This window comes from Butyrivibrio sp. FCS006 (genome assembly GCF_000424525.1).
Taxonomy (GTDB): domain Bacteria; phylum Bacillota; class Clostridia; order Lachnospirales; family Lachnospiraceae; genus Butyrivibrio.
In genome coordinates, this window is record NZ_AUKB01000014.1 from 20,489 (window position 1) to 33,293 (window position 12,805).

At 39.0% G+C, this 12,805-nt stretch carries 10 protein-coding genes; all 10 read right to left on the reverse strand.

The window, feature by feature from the left end:
• Positions 1-24: 24 nt before the first annotated feature.
• The 10 genes from G633_RS17605 to brxL are packed head-to-tail and all read right to left on the reverse strand — an operon-like array spanning position 25 to position 12,799.
• On the reverse strand, positions 25-2,178 hold the full coding sequence (locus G633_RS17605) for an ATP-dependent helicase (RefSeq protein WP_081664701.1): 2,154 nt from the start codon (positions 2,176-2,178) through the stop codon (positions 25-27).
• 14 nt (positions 2,179-2,192) lie between these two features.
• Positions 2,193-3,230, reverse strand: a complete 1,038-nt coding sequence (locus G633_RS0106185; protein ID WP_026519382.1) for a transglutaminase domain-containing protein — start codon at positions 3,228-3,230, stop codon at positions 2,193-2,195.
• 28 nt (positions 3,231-3,258) lie between these two features.
• Positions 3,259-4,305 carry a protein phosphatase 2C domain-containing protein gene (locus tag G633_RS0106190; protein ID WP_026519383.1) on the reverse strand — a complete coding sequence of 349 codons (1,047 nt, stop codon included), beginning with the start codon at positions 4,303-4,305 and terminating at the stop codon, positions 3,259-3,261.
• Between the two features lie 13 nt (positions 4,306-4,318).
• Positions 4,319-5,047 (reverse strand): vWA domain-containing protein, encoded by a 729-nt coding sequence (locus tag G633_RS0106195; RefSeq protein WP_051200010.1) that lies wholly within the window; start codon positions 5,045-5,047, stop codon positions 4,319-4,321.
• Between the two features lie 26 nt (positions 5,048-5,073).
• Entirely contained in the window at positions 5,074-6,387 is a 1,314-nt protein-coding gene (locus G633_RS0106200) for a serine/threonine protein kinase (protein WP_026519385.1), read from the reverse strand.
• A gap of 14 nt (positions 6,388-6,401) precedes the next feature.
• Positions 6,402-6,914 (reverse strand): hypothetical protein, encoded by a 513-nt coding sequence (locus G633_RS0106205; protein WP_026519386.1) that lies wholly within the window; start codon positions 6,912-6,914, stop codon positions 6,402-6,404.
• Positions 6,915-6,917: 3 nt separating this feature from the next.
• Positions 6,918-7,574 carry a hypothetical protein gene (locus tag G633_RS0106210; RefSeq protein ID WP_026519387.1) on the reverse strand — a complete coding sequence of 219 codons (657 nt, stop codon included), beginning with the start codon at positions 7,572-7,574 and terminating at the stop codon, positions 6,918-6,920.
• A gap of 10 nt (positions 7,575-7,584) precedes the next feature.
• Positions 7,585-8,661 carry a leucine-rich repeat domain-containing protein gene (locus tag G633_RS0106215; protein ID WP_026519388.1) on the reverse strand — a complete coding sequence of 359 codons (1,077 nt, stop codon included), beginning with the start codon at positions 8,659-8,661 and terminating at the stop codon, positions 7,585-7,587.
• Positions 8,662-8,670: 9 nt separating this feature from the next.
• The gene (locus G633_RS0106220) at positions 8,671-10,698 is read right to left on the reverse strand and encodes a hypothetical protein (RefSeq protein ID WP_026519389.1); all 2,028 of its coding nucleotides are present in this window, start codon (positions 10,696-10,698) and stop codon (positions 8,671-8,673) included.
• Between the two features lie 22 nt (positions 10,699-10,720).
• On the reverse strand, positions 10,721-12,799 hold the full coding sequence (brxL, locus tag G633_RS0106225) for a protease Lon-related BREX system protein BrxL (RefSeq protein WP_026519390.1): 2,079 nt from the start codon (positions 12,797-12,799) through the stop codon (positions 10,721-10,723).
• Positions 12,800-12,805 lie beyond the last annotated feature (6 nt).

A 12,805-nucleotide genomic window follows, 5' to 3' on the forward strand; every position in this document is an offset into this window, starting at 1 on the left:
TTCGTTTGAAATATCTATCAAAACCTAACGTTTAAAACTACTGCATTTCTCTGGACGATTGCAGCTTGTGTTGTACTTAAAGAAATCCCTCTTCCAACATTTTCCGTCGTCACCACAATGCTTGCATTTTGCCCCCTTAGGTATCTCAGGCTTAAATGGTTTAGTAGGACGTTTGGGCTTATAACCACCCCCTGATTTACCCATATAACCAGAACTTTTTGTAGCCGTTCTACTTTTATTTGAAGTGCTAGTCGTCTTTTGTGTTACTACAGTTCCGGAATTTTTGTTCACATTGCTTTTTTGCGAACGTTCCCTGTACTTCTTTTCCATCTCAAGTTCATTAGCAAAACTTGAATATGCCCCGTTATACTTCAGTACAGTTAGCTTATCCTTAGCGCGTGTTGCCCCCACATAAAAGATTCTTCTTTCTTCTTCATACTGGATATATTCCGGTGTTTGCAAACCTTTATTCTTATACCCTGGTTTATTTGGAAACACGCTATCGCATACATCAATCAGGAATACTTCATCATACTCAAGACCTTTACTTGAATGGATAGTAGAAAGAACCACCTTTGCCTTGTAATCAGGCTCAGTATTTGAAATCAATTCTTTCAATATATCGAGTCGTTTTAATAAACCTGTTACTGTCTCTTCATTTCTTGCTATCATCCTCAGAGTGAACAGCTTACTGGAATCAATATGCTTATCCTCCAGGTATTCCCCATACCCCATGTGTTTTTCTATGCGTACCAGCGCTTTCTCCGGTGACTCATGAAGTAATACTTTCAAATGGGACTTTATATCCATCCACTTTTTCAAAGCAGAATCACTAATATCATCTATGTGGTCCAAGGCCTCAACTATAGTAATCCCCGCATGTTCTGCATATTTGCATGCTTCTTCAGCGCTGGTCTTCTTTAAATATGTGTGAAGCTTGGTATATATCCTCATAAATATTGCCTTGTCCGATGGATTCATGGCAAAGCGGATAATATCCGTAACATCAATCACAACCCTATTGGTAAAAAAGCTTACATCTGCCTGCCTTATCCTATATGGCACCTTATTTCTGTCAAGCAAATCGACAAGAGGCAATCCACTCTCATTGTTTCTATATAGCACTGCCACCTGATGATTTGTGGCCGCCAAAACATTTAATAGGTAATTGTACTGAGCACCTCTTGAACTGAGCACAGGATATTCTATTTCTAAGCCTCTCGACCGCGTTGGTTTTATGTTCTTCTTATGTCTAAGTTTATTATGCTGAACAAAATAGTCCGCAGCAGAAACAATGTTGGCATTGGATCTATAGTTATAATCCATTACCAATACTCTTCCACCAGGAAATCTTTTTTCAAAATTCAGTAATGCTTCAGGATAAGCAGCTCTAAAACCATATATACTCTGATCTTCATCGCCAACCATGAAAAGATTTTTATTTTTTCCTGCCAATAGACGAATAATCTCATGCTGAATTTTCGAGGTATCCTGCGCTTCGTCAACGCATATATATTTATACTTATCCTGATAATGTTCCAGCACTTCTGGTCTCTTAATCAGATTCGCATATGCATATCGTAGCTGATCGTCATAATCCATCAATCCATTGCCGCGCAGGTTCTCGTCATATCTTGAGTAAAGCACCAATAATGGTATTCCTAAATCATCTCCACGTTTTTTGATTCCTTCATCAGTAAGCATCATGTTTTTGCAATACGCGATCTCTTTGATAATGTCATTTACTTCACTTTCTGTTGGATATTCCTTCAAGATTTCCACATAAAGTCCATATACAATCTTATATTGTGCCTTGTCATCGACCAAATTAAACATTTTTCTTTGCAATTGCTGCGCAGTATAACGGATAATATCCAAAGAAATACTATTAATTGTCCTAAATTCGAGCCCTCCCGGATAATCCTTATCCGAAAAAATATGCCTAAAGCGCTGTTCCATATCTTTGGTCGCTGCTCTCGTATATGTCAACGCTAAGATACTGTCCGGACTAATTCCATGGTTGAATACCATGTTCCCCAGTCGAGTTACCAAAACAGTCGTTTTTCCACTGCCTGGAACCGCAAGAAGCAGTACAAAGCCATCTATGCTTTGTACTGCCTCCAATTGTTCTCTATTGAGATGAGCACCATACTGTTCCAAAAAAGTCTTATCTGCCATCTGTAACTCCATGATCAGTCATACTTTATTTCCATACGAAACGCGGTACTCCCCGGCATATACTTTATTTCATAGCTAATTCTTTCCCTTACCTCCCCACTTGCCCGCTGTGCTGCTGCTTGGACAAGTTGCACTGCATTACTTAAATCATTAAAGCCACATTTTCCCTGGCCTTTAACAAGCTCAAATTCGGTTATTGTCTTTTTGGCTTGAATAGCTTTCTTAATATGATTCTTTAAAAAGATTGTATTATCTATCTGTAACCCTGATGCCTTGAAGTGTCCCAAGTCATCTGAAGTGCACTTTGGTAGTGTTCCTTTCCAGTGATGATCTGCAGAAATTCTAGCATCAGTCAGATTAAGAAAATTATAAACGACATTCCCCGGACTACTATTCGCAACACCCCAAGTGACATCCGTATGATAGTTTTTCCCATTAATTTTTACTATATTCCATCCATGCGGCTGATTAGGTCCGTTATCAGGACTATCAGCAGTCCCTGATACAAAAATACACTTCATGTCCATCGCATTCAGTACCAATTTAAATGCTCTTGCAAATCCATCACAGTTAGCCTTCCCATCTATCAAAGGTCCTATGATGGAATGTCCCCTAAATACAGGTTCGGAAAGTTTCCTTCCGTCATCAAACTGTAACCCATGAAAGTGTTCACAGAAATATGTATAAAGCTCCTTCTCTCTTTTAACTTCATCATTACCTGCAGAAGCATATACCTGCTTGACTATTTCATCAACCTTCTGCATACATCTTTTAGAATATTTATCTGCATCGCTCTTGCTGTAAATATAGTTGGCCTCAAATACCGTTTCCTTACTGCTTTGTAAAAGATTGCATCTAGTAAAATCAAAATAAAAAAAATGAGGATTATCACGTACAAACGCTTCAAAAACCTTGTTTGCTATAGTTTGGGCATCAGAAAAATAGATTGTGCTGATTCTGGGCTCCATATTTTTTACACCCTGATAAAGATCCTTATATATCGTCTGCTCTCGCTTTGTAAGACGACTATAGTAGTATCTATCTGCAATCATCTACTTCCTCCAAAGAGCGGAGAGCAAGTCATTTGCTCTCCACCTCTGTAAACTCCAACTCTTTAAATTCTGTTCTTTCTTCTTTGTTATTCTTTTGCGCTGAAACAGCCTCGGGATCTTCTTCTATTGTTTTCGCATCTTCATGCTTGTTATCACATGTCGTAGCATCCTTATTTTCATCTTCTGGTGTAAAGTAGGCTAATGCTAAAGAAATATCATCTCCACACCCGCCATCACTTGTTTCTCGAAGCCAGCCCTCCTTGTCATTTCCTATAGCTTTACAAACTGCATCAAATCCATTATCTCTTATTACCTGATAGTAGTCTTTGCAAGCATTATGAAACTCTTCTTCACTTGCATAGCTGTTTGCAAGGCCATCGGATGAAAGCATAATAAGGCATGGTTTCTTATGAAGGTCTTTTACTGTCACAACATCTGTCTTCGCATAGTTCCATGAGTTCTTATGAGCTAAGGAGTAAGTCTCAACTCCAAGAAAATGATCGCCATCAATCAGATTTCTTACGCCATCATCATCAACGATAACAATATCTCCATCTCCAATCTGATAGACCAAAATATCATCTCCCATTATTGCTATGCCCAACAGCGTTGTTCCATAAAGCATGGGATCCACATCCCAGTACCAATCTGTGTGCTTCTCAGCCTTTTTGTATACCATATCAAGCGGGGATAGTTTACTCGGCTTATCGAATTCTTGCTCACGCTCCTTATTATTTCTATGAACATGGGTAATACGATTTATCCATTTCTGACTTATCTGTTTAGTCAGCTCTACATCTTTAAATGGTGTATTCTTAAAGCCTTTAAGATTTCCATTTAATCTCTCATCTTCAACTAGCTGCTTGATAATTGTATGAAAGACCTTAACTGCCTCCTTTGAACCATCCGAACTATACTTACACTGATCACTACCATGTCCGTCTGCTACCGCAAGAACAATAGCACCAGAAATCTCTCCATCCTTGTCATACCAGGATGAATCTTCACAGATCGGATTAGGCTTACGGAGATGAGAAGCACCTATAACGCTTGCTGCATAGGTCTTCACTGCCATGTTTTAGGCCTCCTTACCATACATCACCATCATCTACAGGATCATCTGCAGGATCAGGAATACCCGAAATATCAATCGGCGTAGAAACTGGCGCAGATGCGCTTCCACTTACAGGTGTCTCAACTGGTCTGCTTACAGGTGATGAAACCTGCTTAGCAACTGTGGATGCCCACTTTATCATCTTTGAAAGCTGAGCAGCATTATCTGCAGGAAGCACAAGCTCTGGATTACATGTAAATTCCTGAAGAATAGCTTTATCAACATCTTGGCCAATAGCTATGGCAATCTTTACCGCCTTCTTGCCCCACGGAAGACTAAGAAGTCTGTTAAGTCCTCCCCTATAATCATCTGTCGGATTTCCATCAGAAAGCATGACTATTACAGGCGGGAGAGCTCTCTCAGACATCGGAGGCATTTCAAGCTGGTCTGAAAGAAGATTAAATGCTGCTCCCATTGAAGTCAGTCCACCAACATCAAGTGGATCCCATTCAAAATCTTCTACTGGAACCGGAGCCGGTGTTACCCACATTGCTCCATCATCAAACTTAAGTGTTCTAATCAAGAGCTGGGCATTCGGATTTTCCTCTGCAGCCTTCTGCATCCCAGGAATAGCATCCTTAATTGCATAGTTAGCTGTGGAAATCTTATCTCCACTCATTGAACCGGAGCAGTCTACCATCCAAATAAAATGAAGTGGTCTACTAGCTAAAGCTCCACCTGGTCTTTTCATCTGTTCGCTCATAAAACTACCCTCCTTAAGTTTTGTAATTATTCAAATACGCCTTCGACCTGGCCAAATTTAATCTTGCATCCCTTTGCTATAGTTGCTGATTTTCCTGGTGGTAATGTAACCTGTGTACCATCAACTTTCTCATAAACCCAATTCTCTGAGCTTTCATTCTTAACGCCCTTTATGCTTGGATCCTTAGGATTCTGCGACACTGTAGCAACTATCTTGGTGACATTATAGTTATCCTTCACATGATGCTCCGTAATAGTAGCATCAGCATTAAGAATTATCTTGTTAGAACCAATCCTAATCGCAGTCGGAATCTGTATAGATTTACTGCAATACCAACAAATATGGCCTGCCCCAGAGCTTTCAATAGCCTCGTTATAAAAACTTTCAGCGCCACAGTTCTGGCAAGTTAAAATGCCATCCATCATCCTTATCAACGCATTCTGCCATTCTACCTCTTGAACTCGCTTATTAGGATTATGAAGACCATCTGCAAGTGTTCTCACAAAAAGATCTTTGAAGTAATCCGGGTAAAGATTCCAAAATACCGTTGCATTATCATCAACGCCTTTTACTGGCCTATTCGATTTATCATTGGGATCAAAAATGAATACCGGCTTCTTTCCATAAACTAATGTTTTAGCTGCCTGATCAAAGCACTTAATATTGTTGACCATTTCCCCTTGGAAAGGATCAGCAATCATAAATATGTAGAATAAAAGAACTGCTAAAGAATGAAGATCTGTTGCCGTAGAAGGCCTATCCGATGAATGCGTCTCACAAGCCATAACAAGCTCAGGTGCCATGAAACCGAGTGTTCCCATGGCTAAAGACTGCTTCATACCGTCTATTGTTACGTTATCATTATCGCATATGAGGACATCGCCATTATCTGGATCAAAGAACACATTTCCAAAGTTGATATCGCAGTAGCTATAGCCGCTTGCATGAAGCTTTCTATAGTTAGTTACTAGATTAAATCCTATTTTACATAAGGTCTTAAAAGAAGGATCTGCCTTTCTGGACATAAGAGCAGGGATATCTTTAAAGCGGCTTGGTCTAAGAGGCATGACATATCCATATAAATTGCCGTCGAATACCAAATCAAGAGGCCATAAAAAAGCATCAGAAGGTTTTGACTTCTGTAATAAATTCTCTAATATTGCCTTCTGCTCCGGTCTTGACTGAGTATCGCCCTTATACCACTTCATGGCATATTTGTTTCCATTACAGGAAACTTCATAAACATAACCCTGTCCACCTTCTCCGAGAAGCTGCTCTACCTTGTAAGAATTCCCACTCGAAGATGATAGTACTTTGCCTACAGTCAGTTCTGCATTCATAAGAATCCTCTCCTTTAATGAAGTAATTCAAAAAGATCATTTAACAAATATCCATCCGGCACAAACACTGTATAAGTCCTGGACCCATATTGTATCTCGATACCGTTATCATATGCATTTATCGCAGTTATCGATGTGTGCTTCTTATCAAAACCTGCTTCTTTTTGTAGAAAAATTGTTCTTTTACTGGTCACAAACAGTTTTCCGTCAAAATACTCCGTCTCTGTATGCTGCCCAACTTGGATTTTCTTGGAATACCCCTGACCATATCTCATCCAATCAAATATAATTCCGTTGAAGGATGTCCCGGCATAGCGACGAATATAATCTTTTACAACCTTCTCATTCATAAGCCTAGCGTTATCTGCATAATAGCAAATCTCACCCTTCTGCAGATAAATATCATTTGTCGCAATCGAAGGAAACTGTCCCATCTGAATTGTATTAACATCAGCTGAACTCATGATCGATGGCATGTGAATTGTCTGCTGTTGTTTCTGACCAAACAACAAATCAAAGAAACCCATCCATTAATCTCCCACTTTTTCATAGCGAATACTTATAGGTGTATAGTAACTTAAAGATTTTTGAAACTCTATATACTCTCCCTTCTTTATTTCAATATATGATTGTCTACGTAAATATATAGCTCCTCGTAGGTCATTAGGATTCTTCCCTATATAACAAGTTATATAGGGATCATCATGGCCGGGACTTTCCTCATAATCTATAAGAATTCTTAATGTACCCACTGGAAAATCCAACCCAGCTTTATACATCATTAATTCAACTTCACCACATTCGTTATCTGGATTAATTACGTTTTGCGAGCCAGCTTTCCCTTTATTCTCTATGATTGTTGGACCACTTTTAAAATTCAGCAATGCTTCCGCCACGTCAATCCTACTGAAAACATAACACCACGTAACAACGCTCCAAAGCGCATTTTCCTCAGAAATTCCATATCCACTTACAAGAGAAGGAATAAACTGTAGCATTGCCAAGGTTATATCTGGTTCAAAGAACCGTTTAAAAATCTGATCATCATACGCATTCATAATTAGATTAGTGTGAATCCTATCGCCGGGAATAACATCAGCCAACACACTTTTAAGCCTTGAATGGTCTGTCAGACATTCTTTGTTTCCTTTTAACGCTGTCACAATCTTTTTCTGAACATCATCCATGTACGTTCCCTCATACAATAGTATACTTTATTTTGTGACTTCTTGCGAACTTCTCAGCCTCACTGCCCATATCGCAGTTAATGGTAAACTCCTCTGACATATCTATAAATGCGTCATCTGCAATAAAGACAACTGAATCTGGAATATTTAGCTCTCTTATGCCTGAACATCTTGCAAATGCTCGGCTTTCTATTCTTTCAACTGTAGGGAATATCTCAAACTCCTTCATATTGATACACCCACTGAAGGTTTCAGACGGGATTTTGCCAATATTCAGATTCCAAACAACATATTCTAAGTAATAGCAATCCTTAAACAAACCATTTCCTATGCTCATGAGAGACTTGGGAAACTGAACCAATCGTAGCTTTGTCTGCTGAAATGCATACGCTCCGATTGAAATCAATGATTCTACCAAATTACAAGTAGTAAGATTCTCACATAACGCATATGCTTCCTCACCAATCCTTGTAACACCATAAGGAAGAATCATCTGTCTTAGATTCCTGCATTTAGCAAAAGATCTGGTTCCAACTTCTGCATAGCCCTCTGCCAGCACAGCCTGTTCTATGTTCCACATGTTTTCGAAAGCACTGGTCTCAACAAGTTTCATGTGATGATTATTAAGGATTGCAGGAACTACAAGTGTTTTAGCATTAGTATCTGAACATCCGGTAACTGCAGACTTGTCGCCATTAAGCTGATATGAGAAATAATCTTGATATAATCCCTTTTCTGCTCTACTTGCCTCATTTTTCTTTGCAGTATGTGGTGTAAGATCGCAACTTTTGCCTAATACAAGTTTTCCATAGCATTGGCACCAGATATACACTGCATTCTCGGCATTTTCTTCTCCTGTTCCAAAGTTATCTACAAGAGTCTTTACATACCGGTACGAAAATGTTGCATCAAGCTCCGAATTGCTCTCAATATCTCTGATAATCCCAATCTCTACAAGGTCTGAAAGCACGTTATTCCTAAGCTTTTCCTCCGGAAAAAGGTCCTTCATGTATGAAGAAAAAGTTCTCCTGTCAGCTTTGCATTCAGGATGTTCTATTAACATTTTGGTAAAATCATCCTCAAACAATGTAAACTCCTACATAAAATCCATCAAACTCATCTGCTCAAATTTATCTTTTGATACTGCCTTCAGCTCATTCAAAACATCCCTGTAGTCTTTAACATAACAGTAATTTAAGTGGTATCGTGATAGTTCTTTTCGATCATAAGAACGTGCGCTTCCATAAATGAAAGCATTCTTGGCACATTCTTTTTCTGCTATACGTATGTTTCTCATGCTGGAAGACTCTCTTTTAAGAGTCCCATCAATTTTGAAGTTTCCAATTACTACTGTTTTACCAGCGCAAATTCCCTCGTATAATGCCAACGCTGTTATAATAACTGGATAAATTAAGTCCTCTGCATCTACTCGCCAGTACTTGTCAGTTATAGTTATCTCGAAAAAGTTGTTCTCTATGGTATCCTGTCTGTCACGTGGCCAGTTCTTCTTAACTAAATTAGCTATTTTACTGCAGAAATATGATTCCTGTCCCTTTATCGCTAGTGCACCTCTACCAGGAGTCATTTCAACATCTATAGCAATTATGTTTCCGTCCCAAATATAAACTAATCGATTTTTACTATCGGATTCGCAAAACTTTTGCTTTTCCAGATCCATTGCATTTAGCATCTGGACCGGTACTTTCAGGAATGGGTATAGCTCCTGCTTTTTCTTAATGTATTTGTCTCTTGCCTCCCAATTATTCCTGTCTTCCCATGATTTCCATGGTGTCATGTTAGAAAACTCTATTTGGAATCTCCTCTGAATCATACTCTCAAGTCTTTTATCAAAAGGAAGTTCCCTACTTTTCTTGATTGTTTTTTGCTGAAACTCCGGAAATTCTGAAAGTGGTTTATCATCTTCTTGTAATTGAATATCTATTGCACTTTCTAAAAATCGCTCTTCCTCATTAGCAGCTCTTTCCGGATCTCTATCTTCATCAATTGCAATAACAGAGACGCCATTGTTTCTAAGGGCTTCAATTTGCCTACCATCTACAGGATTGCCCTGTACATAAAGCTTTTTTAATTTCAAAAGCTCCAATGCAGGAGACAAATTAGAAATCCTATTATTATTCAGATTCAATGTGCAAAGGTTTCTTAGGTCCTCAATCCCTTTAATATCTGAAATATTGCAATCCAAAAGAGAAACAGTCTCTATCTGTGGCCAATTCTGAAGCCAAACCAGAGAAGGTATTTCGCTATCCTTAATTGATATCGATCTAAGGCTTTCTAATTCACCAATGTTTTCATAATCCTTCAGCTTTACATGCGAAAGTGTCAATTCCTCAAGCTTGTTACATCCAGTCAAATTCAATGCTACTGGCAATGCAGTATCATTCTTATTCTTAAAAGAAAGACTAAGCTTTTTTGTTTTCTCTAAACAAAGTGCCACCACATCATCAGTAGTATAAATGCTAAGTGACAAATCTTCTGCTTCGCCAAATGAAAACTGCTTCAAATATTGCCAGTCATAGAAAATTGATATGGATAGTTCCTTAGTCACTGGAATCCCAAATAGATCACCATGACTTCCTGACCAAATAAATAAGTGTTTAAGATTCTTGCATCTACTTAAGTCAATTGTATTTATATCGCACTGCAAAAAGATTTTTTCATAGTTTTCCGGCTCAGAAATAAGCTGACCATCATTGTAAATAGTTAACTGGTTTTGACGCCAATTCCTCCTGCTCTGTACGGCTTGAAGGGCTTTCTTTACACGCCTCTCATATGAATTATCATCATACTCATTTTCTTGAAACGAATTATTTGTTTGCTCTATGCCCAAAACGTAGCACCAGGTCTCAACACCCCACGCTGCATTTTCTTTTGTAATACCATAGTTATTCTGTAGGCCTGATATTACACTTGCTTTAACCTGATCAATTCCTTCACCTTTTAGCCTATTGACTACATCTTGCTCATATGCAAAAAGCAAAACATTAGCCTGGAGCTTGTCTTTCGGAAGGATATCCAGCAAAGCCCCTCGCAAAGCATTCTTGTCATTCAGAAACTCCGGATGACTATTAAGACTATCAACCACAATTCTCTGTATAGCATCCATACGTTATACCTGCATTCAAATATCAATCAACTCCAAGTGCCTTAAATACAGCCTCCTGCGCTGATGTGTAGAATATTGGGTCAACCTTCCCCAGCAACTCGCTTGGTACAGTTGCAAAATCAGATGCAGAAGTAATTGGCATAAGAACTTTCTTCGCACCACAGTCTAAGCAAACCTGTAGCACACTTGCCAGCTCTTCAACTTTCATTACTGTGCCACTGATAGTAATCTCACCAAGTACAGCAAGACTTCCGACAGTTGGCTTGCTTAGCGCAGATGAACATATTGCTATAAGAGTCGGCAGCGCGAGCTTTGGTGTCATACCAATTCCGTTCAGATCCTGATAATTTACAATATAATCTTTCTTTGTTGTGCTGATTGTCCCACTGATGGAGTTACTGTTTGCTTTAAGGAAGTTAAATGCTGTAGTTGCAGCTTCCTTAGCCTCTCTATCAGAACCGATTCCTGTAGGATTGAACTTACCATTACCTGGAAGCATCTGGGTTTCAAGCTTGTAAACACCAATCATACCGGTCTTACCTTGGGAAATCGTGTAAACCTGGCCAGGCTTGTTCATGCCTTCAGGAATAAGCTTTCCACCTCCCTGCTCAGGCACTGATACAAAATGCTCTTCAAAATCAGAATCATCAATCTCCCTATATGAGAAATTGACATCATAGAACTCCATTCCGCCAATCTTCTTCAGCTGCTCTTTTACACGCCTACGCATTTCTAATGAAACATCTAATATTTCCGCTATATCTTCCTTTTCATACACACCATCAGGATAAATAAGTTTAACAAATCCAGATACCATCTTCCTTACAGCAATAGTGTCACGCTGATTCAGATTATTACCAAGACGGAAATACTTATCTATCGCATCACCAAAGTTCTCTTTTCTCATGCAACGCATGAACTCTGATAAATAGTCTGTAATAAACCCATAATCATCTGTAAAGAAATCTGGCCTAAATTTCGGAATCTCCCATCCTGGAATATAGCAATGCATACGATCAAGGAATGCTGTATCATAAGCCATTACGTATGGGAACGGCTCAAACAGATGAGATGTCTTCAGCAGAACATCAACGCTCTGGTTAATATTTCCAACAAATACCATAGATGCAGTGGCAGCCTTCTCTTCCTTTCCTCTTGCAAAAGAACCAGACGCCATATAGTCCTTCATGATCTGAATACCATCTTTATCTTTGAAGGTAATGCCTGCAACCTCATCAAAAGCCACACAGTCCCAAAGGCCTACAAGACCAACCGTTTTATTTGCCATGTTGTAGAACAAATTAGCCACAGTTGTCTGGCCTCCAGAAACAAGAATACTATTTGGAGATATTTCTTTGTAAATATGTGACTTACCAGTACTTCTAGGCCCCAGCTCGCAAAGATTGAAATTATTCTCTACAAGCGGAAGCATACGCGCCAGAAGAAGCCATTTCTCTCGATATGAGAACTTATCACACTCCATACCTGTTGAACGAAGCAGTATGTTGATCCACTCATCCTTAGTGAAAGCCTTCCTTCCATCCTTCAGTTCATCGAGGTCTATATGTGGCATCTGGATAGGTGTAAGCTTTCTAATACGAATAGGATTAACATTTTTCTTATCCTCTTCCACATAATCATACTCAAGCTGGACAATACACCAGATACCTCCACAAAGAAGCCTGTCATACTGTTTTGAATAATCAGAAATGATCGGAACGCCCTTTACTCCGAGGTTAGAGAACTCCGCTTCCTGCCTATTCTCCTTAAGATTTACATTGACTGTAACCTTATCAATTATGGTATAAGAACCACGATCTGTAAGAATAGCCAATATCTTCTGAGCCTCATCAGGACGAACATAATTATCAGCAAGAATACGTTTTACGTTATTCACACCTTCTTCGATAATCTGTTCATCATCAGAATTGCAGTACTGACCAAGCAAGTATTCCAGAACATATACCGGAACATTTGCACCTTCCTTAATTTTCTTAGTAAGATCCTTACGAACTATACGTCCATCAAAGTATCTACGCAATTTATTATCAATTTCTTCGTTTGGATTCTCACGTAATAAACTATCCTGCTGCTCTTCCATTTCAAT

Coding starts and splice junctions, on each gene's coding strand:
- G633_RS17605 (WP_081664701.1), bottom strand. CDS start 2,178: ATGGCAGATAAGACTTTTTTGGAACAGTATGGTGCTCATCTCAATAGA.
- G633_RS0106185 (WP_026519382.1), bottom strand. CDS start 3,230: ATGATTGCAGATAGATACTACTATAGTCGTCTTACAAAGCGAGAGCAG.
- G633_RS0106190 (WP_026519383.1), bottom strand. CDS start 4,305: ATGGCAGTGAAGACCTATGCAGCAAGCGTTATAGGTGCTTCTCATCTC.
- G633_RS0106195 (WP_051200010.1), bottom strand. CDS start 5,047: ATGAGCGAACAGATGAAAAGACCAGGTGGAGCTTTAGCTAGTAGACCA.
- G633_RS0106200 (WP_026519385.1), bottom strand. CDS start 6,387: ATGAATGCAGAACTGACTGTAGGCAAAGTACTATCATCTTCGAGTGGG.
- G633_RS0106205 (WP_026519386.1), bottom strand. CDS start 6,914: ATGGGTTTCTTTGATTTGTTGTTTGGTCAGAAACAACAGCAGACAATT.
- G633_RS0106210 (WP_026519387.1), bottom strand. CDS start 7,574: ATGGATGATGTTCAGAAAAAGATTGTGACAGCGTTAAAAGGAAACAAA.
- G633_RS0106220 (WP_026519389.1), bottom strand. CDS start 10,698: ATGGATGCTATACAGAGAATTGTGGTTGATAGTCTTAATAGTCATCCG.
- brxL (WP_026519390.1), bottom strand. CDS start 12,799: ATGGAAGAGCAGCAGGATAGTTTATTACGTGAGAATCCAAACGAAGAA.